The following is a 17,944-nucleotide window of genomic DNA, read 5'->3' on the forward strand; positions in this document are numbered from 1 at the left end:
ACCGTCAGTGCGGCGGGCGAAGTGATAGAAGCCATGCTATACCCTAAAGAATTCGAGCTGCGGGACAAATTGACTTAACCGATTTGAACGCCGCTTGCAGCGGCCCTTCAGGGCGAAGTTCAGAGATGAGCTAAGTATTGCCAACGCCCATGCAGCTTGAAGTATGACGGGTATATGGATTTTGGGTGACAGACCGATTGATCAGGGAGCTCAGTGACTATTTTCATTGCAAAAAGACGTTTCACTTCAAAGAACCGTTTCATTGGAAAAAAAAGTGCCGCCGGGAAAGAAGGTATAGCGGGAAGAAAAACCGGCCTTGCTGGCAGTGGCGGTGTACCGCGATACCGGATATTTGGCCTGATGTGTGCGTTGCTCATGTTGGTGCCTGAAAGCCAGGCGGCGAATGTGCGTCTGCAAGTCACGGGGCTGGAAGGGCCGTTACAGAAGAATGTGCGGGCGCGTTTATCCACCATTGCGGGCGATGAGGTGAATGCCGACGGGCGTTTCCGCTCACGCGTCGATGAAGCGATCCGTCAGGGATTACGTGCGCTTGGCTATTACGATCCGCAGATTGGTTTTGAATTTCGACCTGCCGTTAATGGCGGGCGACCGGTATTGATTGCCACTGTCACCCCCGGCGACCCGGTAAAAATTGCAGGGGTGAACATCACGCTGCGCGGCGGTGCGCACGATGATAAAGATTACCAACAGTTGGTTAAAGACGATCGCCCCGACATCGGCTCGGTGCTGAATCATAGTGATTACGATCGTTTTAAAAGTGGGCTGAACGGTTTGTCGCTACGCAAAGGCTATTTCGACGCGCGTTTCCTGCAAAGTCAGCTCGGCGTGATGCGCGAAGAGAAAGAAGCCTTTTGGGATATCGATTTTGATAGCGGGGAACGCTATCGCTTTGGCGCTGTACACTTTCAGGGTTCACAAATCCGCGAGGATTATCTGCAAAATCTGGTGCCGTTTCATGACGGTGATGTATATACCAGCGAAGATCTCGGTGAGTTAAATCGCCGTCTCTCTGCGACGGGGTGGTTTAATTCCGTCGTAGTGTCGCCCGATTTCGACCAGTCAAAAAAATCCAAGGTGCTGCCGCTGGAAGCTGTCGTCACGCCGCGCACCCGTAACCGCATCGAAACCGGGGTAGGTTATGCTACTGATGTCGGCCCCCGCGTTAAAACGACCTGGAATAAACCTTGGGTGAATTCACGGGGCCATAGCCTGGAAAGCAGTCTGAGCGTGTCTGCACCGGAGCAATCGCTTGATTTTAGCTATAAAATCCCTTTGTTGAAGAACCCACTTGAGCAGTATTACCTGTTGCAAGGTGGCTTCAAGCGCGAAGATCTCAACGATACCCAATCCGATGGCACCACGCTGAACGTGGCACGCTACTGGGATCTCTCCAGCGGTTGGCAACGGGCGATTAATCTGCGCTGGAGCCTCGACCACTTTACGCAAGCGAGCGTAACGGATACCACGATGTTGATCTATCCGGGCGTCAGCATTAACCGAACCCGCCAACGCGGCGGGCTGATGCCGGTATGGGGGGATACGCAGCGTTACTCCATCGATATTTCCGACACTATGTGGGGATCGGATATCGATTTTGCCGTGGTTCAGGCACAAAACGTCTGGATTCGCACGCTGGCGGATAAACACCGTTTTGTCGCACGTGGCAATCTGGGTTGGATTGAAACCAATAATTTCTCCCGCGTTCCGCCCTCACTGCGTTTCTTTGCCGGTGGCGATCGCAGCATCCGTGGGTATAAATACAAATCTATTTCTCCGCGCGACAGCGACGGCAAACTGACCGGTGCGTCCAAGCTGGCGACCGGTTCGCTCGAATACCAATACAACGTGACGGGAAAATGGTGGGGCGCGGTTTTTGTTGATTCAGGTGAAGCGGTGAATGACATCAAACGGAGTAACTTCAAGACCGGCACAGGTGTCGGCGTACGCTGGGCCTCGCCGATTGGCCCGGTGAAATTCGATGTCGCTATGCCGATCGGCGATGCAGAGAAGAAGAACGATGTTCAGTTCTATATCGCACTGGGGCCTGAATTATGATGGATGATAAAAACGACAACAACGCACCAGTAGCGGTGACGGAAGAAAAGGTTGCGCAGGATAATGTACCGACGACGCCAGCACGAAAAGGACGCTGGTGGAAACGCATCGGCATTGGCATCGTCGCCTTCTTATTGCTGCTGGTTGTTGGAGTGGGTCTGCTGGTGGGAACCACACCAGGCCTGCATCTGCTGCTGAATACCGTCGCGCGCGTGGTGCCGGGGCTGGATATTGCCAGCGTGAGCGGCGGCTGGCGTGATTTAACGCTGAAAAACGTTAGCTACGAGATGCCGGGCGTAACGGTAAAAAGTGAAGAATTTCACCTGTCGCTCGCGCTGGACTGTCTGCGTAAAAGCCAGTTGTGTATCAATGACCTCTCGGCTAATCGCATTGACGTGGTGGTGGATACCAACGCGTTGCCGGCATCAGAAGAACCTACAACGCCTTCAGAACCGGTCACAGAAATCTCCGCGCCTTTCCCTATCTCTCTGCGTCAACTGGTGCTCAACGGCGTTCAGGTTACCGTCGATGATACGGCGATTTCACTGGGCGAATTCCGCACCGGAATGCAGTGGGAAGGACGCTCATTGACGTTGTTGCCGACCAAAATCAGTGCGCTGCTGGTGGCCTTGCCAAAAACGCCTGTCAATGTGCTGGAAGATGGCAAAGTGACGGCGGCTGAAATGGCGTCTGTCATCAAAGAAACGGCAGCAAATGTCCGTGAAGCCGCTGAGCAAGGCACCTCACAAACGCTTCACATCGATAAAGTGCTAGAAGCAAATAACACGGTCGCGGCTGCCACGACGACGACACCGATACCAACGGCGAAAACAGATAATGCCTCGGACAAACCCGCGGTGCCTGAGAAGCCACTGGGCGAGCGCCTCAGCGAACTGTTCTCCAAACCGCTGCTGGCGGATTTACCGCAGTTCACGCTGCCGCTGGATCTGAATATCGTTGAGATTCACGGTGAACAACTGCGGCTGACGGGCGATCAGGACATTTTGATTACTAACCTGTTCGTACAGGCGTCGACCCAACAGCAGCATTTGCGTCTGGACAAGCTGATCGTGCAATCGCCGCAGGGTGGATTGAATGTGCGTGGTGAGGCGACGCTCCGTGATAACTGGCCCGTCTCGCTGGCGGCGAACGGCGTATTGAACGTCGAGCCGCTCAAGGGTGAAACGCTGAAACTGACAGTCGATGGCGGTCTGCGCGAACAGTTGAATGTAGCGCTGAACCTCTCAGGGCCACAGCGTGCGCAGTTGGAGTTGCAAACCAAACTGGCGGAAGCCGGGCTACCGCTGTCGTTGACGCTGCAAACCGAACGTGTGCGCTGGCCGCTAACGGGGGCAACACAGTATCAGGCGAGCAATGTAAGGCTGCGTTTTAATGGCAAAGCGACCGACTATGCGCTGTCGCTGCGCGGCGACCTGAGTGGGGCAGACATTCCCCCTGCAACGCTGTTGCTGGATGGCAAAGGCAACGAACAGCAGTTTACGCTGGGCCGCTTGCGGCTGGCTGCCTTGCAGGGCAATGCCGATCTGAGTGCGCTTATCGACTGGAGTAAAGCGATCAGTTGGCGTAGTGAGCTACAGTTGAACGGAATCAATACGGCGAAACAGTGGCCCGAATGGCCTGCGAAAGTAGATGGCAAGATTACGACGCGCGGCAGCGTCTATGGCGGTAGCTGGCAGTTGCAGGTGCCGGAACTGCGGCTAGATGGCAATGTGAAAGCGAATAAGCTCGCCGCCAGAGGTGAACTGCGGGGTAACGCGGCAGGACAGTGGACAATACCAACGCTGAATCTGGCGCTAGGCCGTAATCAACTGAACGTCAAAGGCGATCTGAGTGACAAGTGGCAGTTGGATGCGGACATCAATGCACCGTCGCTGGATGGCATGTTGCCCGGTCTGGCGGGGCGCGCCATTGGCACACTCAAACTCCGCGGCAATCTGCGTGAACCGCAGATGCTGGCGGATATCACGGCTTCTGGTCTGCGTTGGCAGGCGATCACCATTAGTCAGGTGAGGGTGGAAGGCGATGTGCGTTCTGAGCAGCAGATTCAGGGCAAACTTGCGGTGCGCCTTGAAGCGCTGAAGCAGGACGGATTGAATATTGCCCTGTTGACGCTGGATGCCAGCGGCAATGAGAAACAGCATCAGCTTCGGCTGGCTATGCTGGGGGAACCGGTCGCGGGGCAATTGGCGCTTTCAGGTAGCTTCGATCGTCAGGAACAGCGCTGGCGTGGCACGCTGAACAATACCCGTTTCGACACTCCAGTGGGGGAATGGCGTCTGGCGCAGGATATGGCGTTGGATTACCAGAATACACAACAGAAGATCACGATCGGAACACACTGCTGGCGTAATCCGAACGCCGAGCTTTGTGTACCGAAAGCGATTGAGGCCGGGCCGAGCGGGCAGGCGAGTATTCGACTGAACCGCTTCGATCTCGCTATGTTAAAACCGTTCCTGACGGAGGATACCGTGCTGGCTGGGACGTTTACTGGCGGTGTGGATATCAACTGGCAAGCGGGGCAAGGTCTGCCACAGGCGAACGTGTCGCTGGTGGGTAACGGCGTGAGTGTGCGTCAACAGATGCAGGGCAATACGCTGCCGATTGATTTTGATACCTTTACCCTGAATGCCGGGCTCGATCGTGGACGAGCGCAGCTTGGCTGGCTGATGGCGATCCGGGAAAACGGACGCTTTAGCGGTGATATTCAGGTGACCGACCCACAGGGGAGGCGCAATCTCGGCGGCAGCGTCACGATCAATAATATTTCGCTGGCATTGCTTAACCCTGCATTGAGCAAAGGAGAAAAGGCGGCAGGAATGCTCAACGCAAACTTGCGTCTGGCGGGGGATGCCACTCGCCCGCAGATATTCGGCCAAATGGTGCTGGAGCGGTTGGATATTGATGGTAACTGGATGCCTATCGATCTGACTAACGGTCGGCTGGCGGTGAACTTCAGCGGGATGTCGTCAACGCTGCAAGGCTTTTTGAAAACGAACAATGGGCAACTTAACCTCGGTGGGAATGCCGACTGGTCGCGGCCTGATGCCTGGCGTGCGCGAATTGCCGCGAAAGGCCAGAAGCTGCGGGTGACGATCCCACCGATGGCGCGGTTGGATGTTTCGCCGGATATTGTTTTTGAAGCTACGCCGCAGTTGTTTGCGCTAAACGGCTCAGTCAGCATCCCGTGGGCACGGATTGTGGTTAAAGACATGCCGGAAAGTGCCGTGGCGGTGTCATCGGATGAAGTGATGCTGGATGCTCAGCGCCAGCCGTTGAAGAAAGCCAGTGCCGCGATTCCAATTAACAGCAATCTGACGATCCGCGTCGGTAATGATGTAACGCTGGATGCATTTGGGCTGGCCGCGCGCCTACAGGGTGACCTGAAAATGGTTCAGGATGAGCGCGGATTAGGGCTGAACGGCCAGATCGATATTCCGTCCGGCCGTTTTAAAGCGTATGGGCAGGATTTGATCGTTCGTAAAGGATTGATTTTGTTCTCTGGCCCGCCGGATCAGCCGATCCTGAATATCGAAGCCATTCGTAACCCAGACAACACCGCTAATGATGTTATCGCCGGCGTGCGTGTCACCGGTATGGCCGCCACACCGAAGTTGGAAGTCTTCTCCGATCCGGCGATGTCACAGCAGGAAGCGCTCTCTTATCTGTTGCGTGGGCAAGGTTTGGACAGTGGTGGAGCAGATAGCTCGGCGATGACCTCAATGTTAGTAGGTTTAGGGGTTGCACAAAGTGGTCAAGTTGTGGGTAAAATCGGCGAGGCCTTTGGCGTAAGTAATTTAGCTCTGGATACACAGGGTGTTGGCGATAATTCTCAGGTTGTCGTCAGCGGTTACGTCCTTCCGGGTCTGCAAGTGAAATATGGAGTTGGCATATTCGATTCTTTGGCAACGTTAACGCTGCGTTACCGCCTGATGCCAAAGCTATACTTGGAAGCGGTGTCTGGAATTAGCCAGGCATTAGATGTGCTCTATCAGTTTGAGTTCTAGCGATGCGAATTATTGTTTACGGCAGTTTACGACGCAAACAGGGAAATAGTCATTGGATGACGAATGCGCAATGGTTAGGGGATTGTCAGCTCGCTGGTTTCGAGCTGTACGATCTCGGCCATTATCCGGCTGTCGTCCCCGGCGATGGAGAAATCCATTGTGAGGTTTATCGCATTAGTTCGTCGATCCTGACGGAGCTGGATGCCTTAAAGCGGGACGGCCACGAATACCAGCGTGAGCTGATTTCCACTCCTCTGGGCAGTGCCTGGATCTACCTATATAAACACCCAACTGAAGGGTTGACGCGTATTGCCAGCGGTGACTGGTTGAAGCGTGATGAAGAGGCTTGAGATCGAGTAACCATCAAGTCATGGTCGACATAAATAAAAACACCGCGTAATGCGGTGTTTTTGATCGTGCTATTTTTTGAGCACGTCATGCTTTTGCTGGCGTATGGAGCGGCGCTTATTTGTTTTTTGCGCGCTCGAAGGAAGCAACGATTTCGGCTTTCGCCGCGGCAGCGTTATCCCAACCGTCAACTTTCACCCACTTGCCTTTTTCCAGATCTTTGTAATGTTCAAAGAAGTGGCCGATCTGTGCACGCAGCAGCTCAGGCAGGTCGTTAACGTCTTTAATGTGATCGTATTCTTTGGTCAGCTTGCTGTGCGGAACGGCAACCAGCTTGGCATCTTCACCTGCTTCGTCACTCATTTTCAACACGCCAACAGGACGGCAACGGATCACGGAGCCAGGCTGCAACGGGTATGGGGTCGGAACCAACACGTCAACCGGGTCGCCATCCAGAGACAGCGTGTGGTTGATGTAACCATAGTTGCATGGGTAGAACATGGCGGTAGACATGAAACGGTCTACAAACAGCGCGCCAGTATCTTTATCAATTTCATATTTGATCGGATCGGCATTCGCGGGGATCTCAATCACTACATAGATATCTTCTGGCAGATCTTTACCTGCCGGAACATCGTTCAGACTCATGTCAGTTTCCTTCTCTTAAAACCTGAAATAGCGTGGCCGTCATTATAGCCAAAAAGCGTTTAATGTCGCCGATTTTTAGCGTGCCGGGACGGGATGTACTGGCGCGAGCGGTTTAAGTAACAATACTTTCGTTACTAAAGTTTCTTTAAAGAAAGCGAACGTGCTACCGATAGGAATATGATCTAGATCACGTTATGTGGAGCTTTTCTCCGCATTTATTTATCATTTGTAATGTCAGGGAAATGGAAATGTTAAAAAACATCACAATCAAGACGAGCTTGATTGCTTTGTTGAGCATGATGGTGCTGCTCTTATTACTGGTATGCGGAATTGGCATCACTTCCATCAATCAGGGGATCACGTCACTCACGACTATCGACAAGATTCAGGGAAAAGAAGTGACGGCGCTGGCAGGGAGCTACACGGCCTCTCTGCGTGCCAGAACGGGGGCAGCATTGGCCGCTCGTCAGATGGAAAACGGACTGACCGATCTCGCGAATGCGTCAGTGGCGCGAGCAGAAGCCTACACGGCACTTTCCCACCAAGAAATGGTGCGTTTTCTTTCCTATGGCACCGTAACGCAACGCGGTGCCAAAATGGCGGCAGAGGTTAAAAGCAACTACGAGCAATACATGAATCTTGGCGTTCAGCCGATGGTCGATGCGCTGAAACGCGGCGATGTGAATGCCTATTACGTACTGTTGCAGGACGTGCTACCACCGCTTAGCGTTGAGATGGATAAGGTTGCGAACGAATTCCGCGACTTCGGCCTTGAAGTGGGGGAAAACATGCTTACAGAAGCAGAGCGCTTTGCGTTCGAGCGCCTGACGATCATCGGTATTGCCTGTCTATTCGTTCTACTGCTGGTGGTGGCTGCCTGGGTTGCCCTGAAACGTTCTATTTTGTCTCCGCTTGAAGAAACGGTCGAGCAGTTGGAGTTTATTGCCCGTGGCGATTTGACCCAGCCTATTGCCGATGGTGGCAATAATGAGATTGGTCGCCTGGTTCAGGCGATGAAGGCAATGCAGCATTCGTTAGCCACCGCTGTAGGCCGTGTCCGCGATGCGGGTATGCAGATCGATGTCGGTACGCGCGAGCTATCTTCCGGCAATACCCATCTGGCCGCCCGCACAGAAGAGTCCGCATCGTCATTGGAAGAAACTGCCGCCAGTATGGAGCAGTTGACCGCCACGGTGACGCTCAACGCCGAGAGTGCGGAACAAGCGCATACGCTGGCACAAAATGTGTCAGACATTGCGAATAAAGGCAGCGATATGGTGGGGAACATGATTGAGAAAATGCAGATGATCTCCAGCAGCTCCGCACGTATTGGTGATATTTTGGCGGTGATTGATAGTATCGCGTTTCAGACCAATATTCTGGCGCTGAATGCGGCCGTTGAAGCCGCGCGGGCGGGTGAGCAGGGGCGGGGGTTTGCTGTGGTTGCGGGGGAAGTCCGTAATCTGGCGCAGCGCAGTGCGCAATCGGCGAAAGAGATCAAAACATTGGTGGAAGAATCCCAGTGCCGCGTCAGTGAAGGCACCGTGATGGCAAAAATGGCGGGCGAAACGATGGATGACGTCTCTGACGCTGTCGCGCGCGTGACGTCCCTGATGCGTGAGATCTCAACGGCAACGCGTGAGCAGAGCAATGGGATTGGGCAGGTGAATCTGGCGGTATCGCAGATGGATGAGGTCGCGCAGCAAAATGCGTCTCTGGTTGAAGAATCCGCGGCCGCCACGCGCTCATTAGAGGATCAGGCGCGTTTGCTGGCAGAGAGCATGGCGCAGTTTAAAGTGCAGTCGCAGGCATTTGCCGCCATCGGCCGATTCTAATACCCCCGTCATACTTCAAGCTGCATGTGCGTTGGCGATACTCGGCTCATTTCTGAGCCTCACCCTAAAGGGCCGCCTGCCTGCAACTCGAATTATTTAGGGGATATCCCTCATAAAAAAATTCCCGTGAAAACGGGAATTTTTTTACCTTACTTTTCACTCTTCGGGTGGCGTATTCTCGTCTTCCGGTTGCTTCTTCTTGCGCAACTTATCCCAGATTTTACTTTCCTGTCCGCGCCATAGGCGTTGGATATTGTCGTGGTGACGCATCAATATCAGGCAAGAGAGCATTGCGACGGGGAAAGTAAACTGGGGTTTGAACCACCAGACATAAAATGGTGCGATGAGCGCACTGACGATGGCACCGAGCGAGGAATAGCCGCTCAACAGTACGGTCAGTAGCCAGGTGCCGGTCATCAGGCCTGTCAAATCCCAACCGATAGGGGCAATGGCACCAAAAGCCGTTGCCACGCCTTTACCCCCACGAAAGTGGAAAAAGACGGGATAGATATGGCCGAGGCAGGCGGCGATGGCGGTTAACCCAAGGTACAGCGGAGCAACGCCGAGTGCGTAAGCCGCCCAGACGGGCAACATGCCTTTCAGAACGTCAAAAACCAACACGGTTGCTGCGGCCGCTTTACCGCCAATACGCAATACGTTAGTGGCCCCGGGATTGCCAGAACCATGTTGACGCGGGTCGGGCAGCCCAGCAATTCTGCAAAACAAAATCGCACTGGAAACAGAGCCACACAGATACGCGATTAACATCATACCAAGCGCGGTAACACTCATAACGCCATTCCGTTTAATAAGGGTCGTTTTACTCTTCTCATCTGTGGATAATACGCACATTCCGTCGGAAGTGGTATCCGACAGCGACAAAAACAGAGAACGGCGTGATGGATATCGTATTTATTGAAGAACTTACTGTAATCACTACCATTGGTGTTTACGATTGGGAACAGACTATCCAGCAGAAGCTGGTGTTCGATATCGAAATGGGCTGGGATAACCGTCAGGCAGCAGCCAGTGACGATGTTAATGACTGCCTTAGCTATGCCGATGTCAGCGATGCGGTGATTGGCCATGTGGCGAACCAGCGTTTTGCTCTGGTGGAACGTGTTGCTGAAGAAGTCGCACACATGCTGATGCAGCGCTTCTCGATCCCCTGGCTGCGCATCAAGCTCAGCAAGCCAGGCGCGGTGGCGCAGGCACGTCAGGTTGGTGTCATTATCGAACGCGGTACGCGATAAATCTGATTTAACCGAATAAATACTGATTTACGTGCAACTAAATCGTAACCCAAATAGTCTATAAGCCACTTGTAGCGGCTCGCGAAAGTACGCGGCCGCTTTTTTATGGGCTGCATTTTTGTTTTTATTAGAGGCAAGGATTTTTAGATGACTGACCTGCATTCGCTGCTAATCGCATTTATTCTTGGCGTGGTCGAAGGGCTGACCGAGTTTTTGCCCGTATCGTCTACGGGGCATATGATTATTGTTGGTCACTGGCTAGGGTTTGTTGATGAAAAAGCCAAGACGTTTGAAGTGATCATCCAGCTTGGCTCGATTCTGGCTGTTGTCGTCGTGTTCTGGCGTCGTCTCTTTGGCCTGATTGGGATCCACTTCGGCAAGGTGCCACATGAGGGGCATACGGCTGGCCGACTGAAGCTGACGCACATCTTGCTGGCCATGATCCCCGCAGTGGTGCTTGGGCTGATTTTCCACGACGTGATCAAATCGTTATTTTATCCACAAAACGTGATGTATGCGCTGGTGATCGGTGGCTTCCTGCTGTTAGCGGCTGAATGGCTCAAGCCTAAAAAACCACGTGCCGTCGGGCTGGATGACATTACGCATCGTCAGGCGTTTATGATTGGCTGTTTTCAATGCCTGGCGCTGTGGCCCGGTTTTTCACGCTCGGGGGCAACGATTTCTGGTGGGATGCTGATGGGTGTAAGCCGTTATGCGGCTTCTGAGTTCTCTTTTATTCTGGCGGTTCCCATGATGATGGGGGCGACCGTTCTGGATCTGTATAAAAGCTGGCACTTCCTGTCGTTGGCTGACGTGCCGATGTTTGCCGTGGGCTTCGTGACGGCGTTTGTCGTGGCGCTGATTGCGATTAAAACTTTCCTGAAAATCATCAAACGCATCTCGTTTGTCCCCTTCGCGATTTACCGTTTTATCGTCGCGGGCGTGGTTTACATGGTCTTTATGTAAGTCTGAGAGAGTTAGATAGAGGAGAGGCCGCGCTAATGCGTGGCCTCTTTGTTTTAGGATGTTGCCGATACATCAGGCTGTTGTGCTTTCCACTCTGCTAGAGCGTGAATACGGCGGCGAGCCAGTTCATTGCGCACGCCAATTCCCTTAAAACCATCGGCGACGACGCTTGCACTGCTGACCAAGGCGGCGACGCGGAAGGCTTCACGCAGGTAATCGCCTTGTGGATAAGGGTTCTCTTCAAAACCGGCCCGCCCTCTGGCATCGGCCTCGCTAGTCAGTGCTAACTGCTCCAGACGCTGCGGCTTGCGCCAGACGTCAATTGCATCAAATAACTTCAGCAGGGTTTTGGGTTGCAGTACCTGCACGGTATGAACCAGGTCATGGTATTCCGCAACCAGCTTCGCCAGATCGCGAATGGGGTTAGGCACACGCAGGCGCTGGCACAGGGCTTCAACCAGTTTGACACCCGCAGGGCCGTGCCCATGATGCCGTGGCCACAGTTCAGGCGGCGTTAGCCCTTTTCCCACATCGTGACACAGTGTGGCAAAACGCACGTCAATTTCTGGGCTGAGGCGCGCGGCCATTGCTACTGTCATCATGGTATGAATGCCAGTATCGATTTCCGGGTGCCATTTGGCAGGAGCGGGTACGCCATAAAGATTATCGACTTCAGGGAACAGCACGGCTAGCGCGCCGCAGTCACGCAGTACCTGAAAATAGACATCTGGCGACGACGTACAGAGTGCTTTTTCCGTCTCTTTCCAGACGCGTTCTGGCGTCAGGTAAGCCAGTTCGCCCTCATGCACCATTTTTTGCATCAGCGCCATGGTTTCTTCTGCAATCTGGAAGCCGAGATGGGCAAAACGTGCGGCAAAACGGGCGACACGCAGGACGCGTAACGGATCTTCGCCAAACGCGTCAGAGACATGGCGCAGTACGCGGTTTTCGAGATCGCGACGACCGTGATAAGGATCGATCAGCTCGCCTTGCTCTGTACGGGCAATGGCATTGATGGTCAAATCGCGGCGGAGTAAATCCTGCTCTAACGTGACATCCGGTGCGGCATGACAGACAAATCCAGTATAGCCTTTGCCGGATTTGCGCTCGGTTCGTGCGAGGGCATATTCATCGTGGCTAACGGGATGTAAGAAAACGGGAAAATCCTTTCCAACCTGCTGGTAACCCTGCGCAAGCAGATGTTCCGGCGTAGCGCCGACCACCACCCAATCTTTTTCGGTGACGGGTAAACTCAGCAGGCTGTCCCGAACAGCGCCGCCGACAAGGTAAATCTTCAACGTCGGGCTCCTGAATCAATAACTAATGTTTCACAACATACTACCATCTTTATGCTGTCGCGTTGGCCACAGAAAAAAATGCCTGCAAGAAGCAGGCACGTATTCCAATCAGTTCATCCAACGGTCATTTTTCTTTTTGCGAGGGATGATGTGCGGCAGCAACAGGCCTAGCAGCAAGCCGATACCCGCAACACCGCCGCCATACATAAACCACTGTAGAATGATGGTGCGCTGCTTATCATCAAGCTGGACATTCGCCGCACTGACTTTTTTCTGTGCGACGATAAGCTGATTTTTCAGATCCTGATTTTCCTGACGTAATCCATTGATAATATTATCGCTGGCCGCCACTTTTTGCTGCATGTCAGCGGTGCGCTGGTTCCAAGTCTGATCGATATTATTCAGCTTGTCAGTCAGGTCTTTTACCTGTTTTTCCAGTTCCGGCACCCGTGTGCGCAGGCTTGGCGTATTGCTAAGCTGGTCGAGAGGGATCCAGGTGGTACGGTTTTTATCATCACGGATCTGTGCATAACCCGCGCTTTCATTGACGCTGAGTAGCGTGACCTCAGTGCCAGCATTCACTGTACCGACGATACGATATTGATTGCCCGGCCCGCTGTGGACATACGTTAATAACTCATCGGAAATGTAGCGTTTTTCTTCCGCCTGTGCGGTCCAACTCAGGGTGAGAGAAAACAAAGTGAAACAGAGTAAGCCTAATTTCTGCATAAGATCATCATGTTGCGTTAATGGTGGTCTGATAGTAGAGGCTTAAGTCTGACGAGGCAATGTATAAACCGAAATGAGAACAGTCTTACTCTTGGCTGGCATGAGCCTTAGAAGACAATGCACTTTGTTTTTCAATAGAGGGAAGTCGTGTAGCTGATGGCAAGTTTGCATAAGAAATGCGCGCTTGTTCGCAGGTGAAAAAGAGTGTGTGTGGTAAGGGTAGTAAGGTGAAGTAAAATGTTATTTACTGACATAATAATGAACGCGATCTTGGTGTTGTGAATGCTATGAGTGAAGAAATTGAGCTGAAGTTTATTGTTCATCCTGACAGCGTTGAATCGCTGCTGACGCAATTGGCTGAATGGGAGAGTGATTACAGCCAGTATGAGCATATGCGTGCTCAGCGTCTGAGCAATGTCTACTATGAAACTGCAGATAACTATCTGCGTCGTAATGGCATTGGCCTGCGTATTCGCGGCGAGAATGAACACTACGAAATGACGGCGAAAACGGCGGGTAAGGTGATTGGTGGGTTGCACCAACACCCTGAGTATAACATTGCGCTGGAGAAAGCCGAGTTGGATCTCAGCCTGTTTCCTGCGGAAGTCTGGCCGGAAGATTGCGATATTGAGGCGCTGCAACCTTCACTTACTCCACTGTTTAGTACGGATTTTACGCGTGAGAAGTGGGTATTTACTTACTACCAAAGCGTGATTGAGGTTGCATTAGACCGCGGCGAAATCCGTGCCGGCGATCTGACTGAGCCGCTGTGCGAACTGGAGATGGAACTTAAGTTAGGGCAAACCACACATCTGTTGGCCTTGGCAAAAGAAATCGCGGAGTTTGGTGGTATGCGGCAGGGCAGCCTCAGTAAGGCGGCACGCGGATACCATCTGGCTAAAGGTAATCCTGTGCGCGAATGTCTTCCGCTCAATACATTGGTCGTGGATGCAAAAACCAACATCGATCAGGCCATCCGCGCGGCGCTAGAATTGGCGTTGGCTCACTGGCAATACCATGAAGAACTGTGGGTAAGAGGAGATACCTCTGCTCGTGACGCTATGCCACAGGCCAGCGCGCTGATGCGCGAAATGCTGGTACTGGTGGGGGGTGTGGTGTTACGTAAGGTCACCACGCTTTTCCGCTCTGCACTCGCCACGCTGGAAAACCGGCTACAAGGCCCCGGTGGAGCGGAAATCTGTTATAGCGCCGACTACCTGCAAAGTAAGTTAGTACTGACTTCGTGGCTAGTCGAATCAGGCTGGCGCGACTATATGGATAATAAAGATCGCATTAAGCTTCAGGGATCGTTCAAACGCTTTGCCGACATTATGCTAAGCCGTAGCACGGCAGAGCTGAAAAGCGCCTTTTCCTCTACTTTGACGGAGGCGCAGTACGAGCAACAAATCCCTCGTCTTCAACGTAATCTCTGTGCATTTCTCCTCTTATCTGGTGCTTATCCGGCAGAGCAAGTAGAAGCCTACGTTGAGCACTGGCGGGCGTTACTACAGGAGGTTGAGCGGCTTGCTGCCGGGCAGGCTCCTTCTGTCTATCTGGAAGCCCAGCGTAAAGCCGTGCTGACTTTGTCTCCGTTCTGGTTACATAGCGGCGGACAGTAACCGTTAACTGCCGCTTGTCAGTGAGGATAGGCGGCGCATCAAGGGAACCCCCATGTCGATACTTCCTTTGCCTGCTTTACCTGCGCTTCTGACGGAACAATCTCAGCGTGCGCTATCGCGTTTGCGGGAAGCTGCGCCTGATGAACCGATAACGGACAGCGATACCGCTGTTTTGGCATTGAGCGATTTTGTCAGCGATGCGCTTGCGCTGCATCCTGACTGGTGGCAAGGGATTCATCAGCAACCGCCGCAGCCCGAAGAGTGGCAGCACTACGCCGACTGGCTGCGTGACGCTCTGTCCGACGTTAACGATGAAAATGCGTTGATGGCGGCATTGCGTCGGTTTCGCCGCCATATTCTGACGCGAATAGCGTGGTCACAGGCGCTGCAAACCAGCACCACCGAACACACGCTGCGTCAGTTGAGTGAACTGGCCGAAGTAGTGATTGTGGCGGCCAGAAGCTGGCTATATCAAGCCTGTTGTCGCGAGTGGGGGACGCCTTGCAATGCGCAGGGCGTGGCTCAGCCTCTGCTGATTCTTGGCATGGGAAAATTGGGTGGAGGAGAGCTCAACTTCTCTTCGGATATCGATCTGATCTTCGTCTATCCCGAAAATGGTCATACACAAGGCGGACGGCGTGAACTGGATAATGCGCAGTTCTTCACGCGTCTGGGTCAGCGGCTCATCAAGGTGTTGGATCAACCGACTGTCGATGGCTTTGTTTACCGTGTGGATATGCGGCTACGTCCCTTTGGCGACAGCGGGCCGCTGGTACTCAGCTTTGCAGCAATGGAAGATTATTATCAGGAGCAGGGCCGAGACTGGGAACGTTATGCGATGGTCAAAGCGCGCCTGATGGGCGGAATGGATGATGCTTACAGCCAGGAACTGCGTAGTACGCTGAAACCCTTCGTTTTCCGTCGCTATATTGATTTCAGCGTGATCCAATCGCTGCGCAATATGAAGGGCATGATTGCCCGTGAAGTACGTCGTCGGGATCTGCGCAACAACATCAAGCTGGGGGCGGGGGGAATTCGTGAGATCGAATTTATCACGCAGGTTTTCCAACTGATTCGCGGTGGACGTGAACCGGGGTTACAGGGACGATCGTTGCTACCTACGCTCCAGCATGTAGGGACTCTGGGGTTATTAACTCCGCAGCAGGTGCTAGATCTCAGTAGTTCTTACCTGTTTCTGCGTCGTCTGGAGAACCTGTTGCAGGCGATTGCCGATGAGCAGACGCAGACGCTGCCGAGCGATGAACTCAATCAGCAACGGCTGGCATGGGGAATGGGTTTCGACAATTGGGACGCACTGCAATCGATGCTGTCACAGCATATGCAGGCGGTGCGGAACGTATTTGATGAGCTGATTGGCGACGATGCGCCAGACAATAACGATATCCCCGAACATAGTAGTTACAGCAGCCTATGGCAGGACACGCTGGATGACGGTGAACTGGCCCCGCTAACGCCGCATCTTACGGAAACCGTGCGTGAGAAGCTGATGCGGACGATTGTGGAATTTCGTCACGATGTGGCGAAGCGCACAATAGGGCCACGCGGGCGGGATGTGCTGGATCAACTCATGCCGTGTTTACTAGCGGAAGTGTGCGCTCGTCAGGAGGCGGATACGGTGCTGTCTCGTTTGACCCCGTTACTGTTGGGCATCGTCACGCGTACCACCTATCTTGAGCTGTTGTTGGAGTCTCGTGCTGCTCTGGCTCAGTTGATTCGCCTGTGTGCAGCTTCGCCGATGGTTGCCAGCCAACTTGCGCGTTATCCCCTCCTGTTAGATGAATTGCTTGATGCCTCAACGCTGTATCAGCCGACAGCACCGGGTGCGTACTCTGATGAACTGCGTCAGTATTTGATGCGTGTCCCTGAGGACGATGAAGAACAACAACTGGAGGCCGTTCGCCAGTTTAAACAGTCGCAGCAGTTGCGCATCGCCGCAGGGGACATCGGCGGTGTCCTACCGGTGATGAAGGTGAGCGATCACTTAACGTATCTGGCGGAAGCGATTATCGCGGCGGTGGTTCAGCAGGCATGGGGACAGATGGTGGCGCGCTACGGCCAGCCATCCCATTTGCAACACCGCGAAGGGCGTGGGTTCGCCGTCATTGCCTATGGCAAGCTTGGTGGTTGGGAGTTGGGCTATAGCTCCGATCTCGATCTGGTATTCCTACTGGATTGCCCGTCGGACGTGATGACGGAGGGGGAACGCAGTATTGATGGTCGCCAGTTTTACCTTCGCCTCGCACAGCGTGTAATGCACCTGTTTAGTACTCGGACGTCATCAGGTATTTTGTATGAAGTAGATGCCCGACTGCGACCATCGGGTGCGGCAGGTATGTTGGTGAGCACGGTGGAAGCGTTTGATGATTATCAGCGCAATGAGGCGTGGACGTGGGAACACCAGGCGCTGGTGCGCGCGCGTATGGTGTACGGCGAAAGCGGCGTGCAGCAGACCTTTGAGTCTATTCGCCGCCGCATTCTCTGTGCAGAGCGTGACGCGGACACTCTGCGCACCGAAGTGCGCGAAATGCGCGAAAAAATGCGTCAGCATCTGGCGAACAAAGATAAAACGCTTTTTGACATCAAAACGGATGCGGGCGGTATTACAGATATCGAATTTATCGCTCAGTATTTGGTGCTGCGCTACGCCGCACAGGAGCCGCGTTTGACCCGTTGGTCAGACAATGTACGAATTCTGGAACTGATGGCGCAGTATGGCGTGATGGAAGAGAGCGAAGCCAATGCGCTCAAGCTGGCCTATGTCACGATGCGCAATGAGCTGCACCATCTGGCTTTGCAGGAACTGTCTGGTCGTGTCAGCCAGGAGCGGTTTGTTGCGGAGCGGGAGCAGGTGCTGGTGAGTTGGAATAAATGGCTGGTGGGAGCGTAAGTTCCTCCACCCGTCATACTTCAAGCTGCATGTGCGTTGGCTTTGTTACTCGGCCAACTTATGGCCTTGCCCTAAAGGGTCAACGCAGGGCGTTGTTCAAAACGCTAACGTTTTGTCCTGCAACTCGAATTATTTAGGGTATCTCTATATGGCACAAAATGTGCCGTGCGGTTTAGAGCCGCGCAGCAGTGGCGTGTATGATACGTGCCTATGATATTATTACGCGCATTATGCGAAAT

12 protein-coding genes are annotated in these 17,944 nt (G+C 53.4%); 8 read left to right on the forward strand and 4 right to left on the reverse strand.

Going from position 1 to position 17,944, the window contains the following annotated elements; translation table 11 throughout:
• The first annotated feature begins 360 nt into the window (after positions 1 to 360).
• Genes tamA through A8F97_RS00765 form a run of 3 tightly spaced genes read left to right on the forward strand, consistent with a single transcriptional unit; the run spans position 361 to position 6,451 of the window.
• On the forward strand, positions 361 to 2,076 hold the full coding sequence (tamA, locus tag A8F97_RS00755; RefSeq protein WP_033072087.1) for an autotransporter assembly complex protein TamA: 1,716 nt from the start codon (positions 361 to 363) through the stop codon (positions 2,074 to 2,076).
• On the forward strand, positions 2,073 to 6,101 hold the full coding sequence (gene tamB, locus A8F97_RS00760) for an autotransporter assembly complex protein TamB (RefSeq protein ID WP_033071927.1): 4,029 nt from the start codon (positions 2,073 to 2,075) through the stop codon (positions 6,099 to 6,101). The genes tamA and tamB overlap by 4 nt, the downstream gene beginning before the upstream one ends.
• A 2-nt stretch (positions 6,102 to 6,103) precedes the next feature.
• The gene (locus A8F97_RS00765) at positions 6,104 to 6,451 is read left to right on the forward strand and encodes a gamma-glutamylcyclotransferase family protein (protein WP_005974743.1); all 348 of its coding nucleotides are present in this window, start codon (positions 6,104 to 6,106) and stop codon (positions 6,449 to 6,451) included.
• Between the two features lie 115 nt (positions 6,452 to 6,566).
• Here the strand turns inward: A8F97_RS00765 and ppa are convergent, their stop codons facing one another.
• Entirely contained in the window at positions 6,567 to 7,097 is a 531-nt protein-coding gene (ppa, locus tag A8F97_RS00770) for an inorganic diphosphatase (protein ID WP_005974741.1), read from the reverse strand.
• Positions 7,098 to 7,345: 248 nt separating this feature from the next.
• On the opposite strand from ppa, the gene A8F97_RS00775 reads away from it, so the two are divergent.
• Positions 7,346 to 8,932, forward strand: a complete 1,587-nt coding sequence (locus tag A8F97_RS00775) for a methyl-accepting chemotaxis protein (protein WP_015731124.1) — start codon at positions 7,346 to 7,348, stop codon at positions 8,930 to 8,932.
• 156 nt (positions 8,933 to 9,088) lie between these two features.
• Here the strand turns inward: A8F97_RS00775 and plsY are convergent, their stop codons facing one another.
• Positions 9,089 to 9,724, reverse strand: a complete 636-nt coding sequence (plsY, locus tag A8F97_RS00780; protein ID WP_014701226.1) for a glycerol-3-phosphate 1-O-acyltransferase PlsY — start codon at positions 9,722 to 9,724, stop codon at positions 9,089 to 9,091.
• Between the two features lie 107 nt (positions 9,725 to 9,831).
• Between plsY and folB the strand changes: the two genes are divergently transcribed.
• On the forward strand, positions 9,832 to 10,185 hold the full coding sequence (gene folB / locus A8F97_RS00785) for a bifunctional dihydroneopterin aldolase/7,8-dihydroneopterin epimerase (protein WP_015731122.1): 354 nt from the start codon (positions 9,832 to 9,834) through the stop codon (positions 10,183 to 10,185).
• Positions 10,186 to 10,332: 147 nt separating this feature from the next.
• The gene (gene bacA / locus A8F97_RS00790; protein ID WP_014701224.1) at positions 10,333 to 11,151 is read left to right on the forward strand and encodes an undecaprenyl-diphosphate phosphatase; all 819 of its coding nucleotides are present in this window, start codon (positions 10,333 to 10,335) and stop codon (positions 11,149 to 11,151) included.
• 53 nt (positions 11,152 to 11,204) lie between these two features.
• Here the strand turns inward: bacA and A8F97_RS00795 are convergent, their stop codons facing one another.
• The gene (locus tag A8F97_RS00795) at positions 11,205 to 12,449 is read right to left on the reverse strand and encodes a multifunctional CCA addition/repair protein (RefSeq protein WP_033071926.1); all 1,245 of its coding nucleotides are present in this window, start codon (positions 12,447 to 12,449) and stop codon (positions 11,205 to 11,207) included.
• A 108-nt stretch (positions 12,450 to 12,557) separates the two neighbouring features.
• Positions 12,558 to 13,178 (reverse strand): TIGR04211 family SH3 domain-containing protein, encoded by a 621-nt coding sequence (locus tag A8F97_RS00800; protein ID WP_015731120.1) that lies wholly within the window; start codon positions 13,176 to 13,178, stop codon positions 12,558 to 12,560.
• A gap of 287 nt (positions 13,179 to 13,465) precedes the next feature.
• Between A8F97_RS00800 and A8F97_RS00805 the strand changes: the two genes are divergently transcribed.
• Both A8F97_RS00805 and glnE read left to right on the forward strand, forming a co-directional pair.
• Entirely contained in the window at positions 13,466 to 14,797 is a 1,332-nt protein-coding gene (locus A8F97_RS00805) for a CYTH domain-containing protein (protein WP_033071925.1), read from the forward strand.
• 52 nt (positions 14,798 to 14,849) lie between these two features.
• Positions 14,850 to 17,705, forward strand: coding sequence for a bifunctional [glutamate--ammonia ligase]-adenylyl-L-tyrosine phosphorylase/[glutamate--ammonia-ligase] adenylyltransferase (gene glnE / locus A8F97_RS00810; RefSeq protein WP_014701220.1), 2,856 nt, complete (start codon positions 14,850 to 14,852; stop codon positions 17,703 to 17,705).
• Positions 17,706 to 17,944 lie beyond the last annotated feature (239 nt).

The organism is Pectobacterium parmentieri (assembly GCF_001742145.1).
Taxonomy (GTDB): Bacteria; Pseudomonadota; Gammaproteobacteria; order Enterobacterales; family Enterobacteriaceae; genus Pectobacterium; species Pectobacterium parmentieri.

Bases quoted from the DNA above. Each gene is read 5' to 3' on its own strand.
- tamA (WP_033072087.1), top strand. From the start codon at position 361: ATGTGTGCGTTGCTCATGTTGGTGCCTGAAAGCCAGGCGGCGAATGTG.
- tamB (WP_033071927.1), top strand. From the start codon at position 2,073: ATGATGGATGATAAAAACGACAACAACGCACCAGTAGCGGTGACGGAA.
- A8F97_RS00765 (WP_005974743.1), top strand. From the start codon at position 6,104: ATGCGAATTATTGTTTACGGCAGTTTACGACGCAAACAGGGAAATAGT.
- ppa (WP_005974741.1), bottom strand. From the start codon at position 7,097: ATGAGTCTGAACGATGTTCCGGCAGGTAAAGATCTGCCAGAAGATATC.
- A8F97_RS00775 (WP_015731124.1), top strand. From the start codon at position 7,346: ATGTTAAAAAACATCACAATCAAGACGAGCTTGATTGCTTTGTTGAGC.
- plsY (WP_014701226.1), bottom strand. From the start codon at position 9,724: ATGAGTGTTACCGCGCTTGGTATGATGTTAATCGCGTATCTGTGTGGC.
- folB (WP_015731122.1), top strand. From the start codon at position 9,832: ATGGATATCGTATTTATTGAAGAACTTACTGTAATCACTACCATTGGT.
- bacA (WP_014701224.1), top strand. From the start codon at position 10,333: ATGACTGACCTGCATTCGCTGCTAATCGCATTTATTCTTGGCGTGGTC.
- A8F97_RS00800 (WP_015731120.1), bottom strand. From the start codon at position 13,178: ATGCAGAAATTAGGCTTACTCTGTTTCACTTTGTTTTCTCTCACCCTG.
- A8F97_RS00805 (WP_033071925.1), top strand. From the start codon at position 13,466: ATGAGTGAAGAAATTGAGCTGAAGTTTATTGTTCATCCTGACAGCGTT.
- glnE (WP_014701220.1), top strand. From the start codon at position 14,850: ATGTCGATACTTCCTTTGCCTGCTTTACCTGCGCTTCTGACGGAACAA.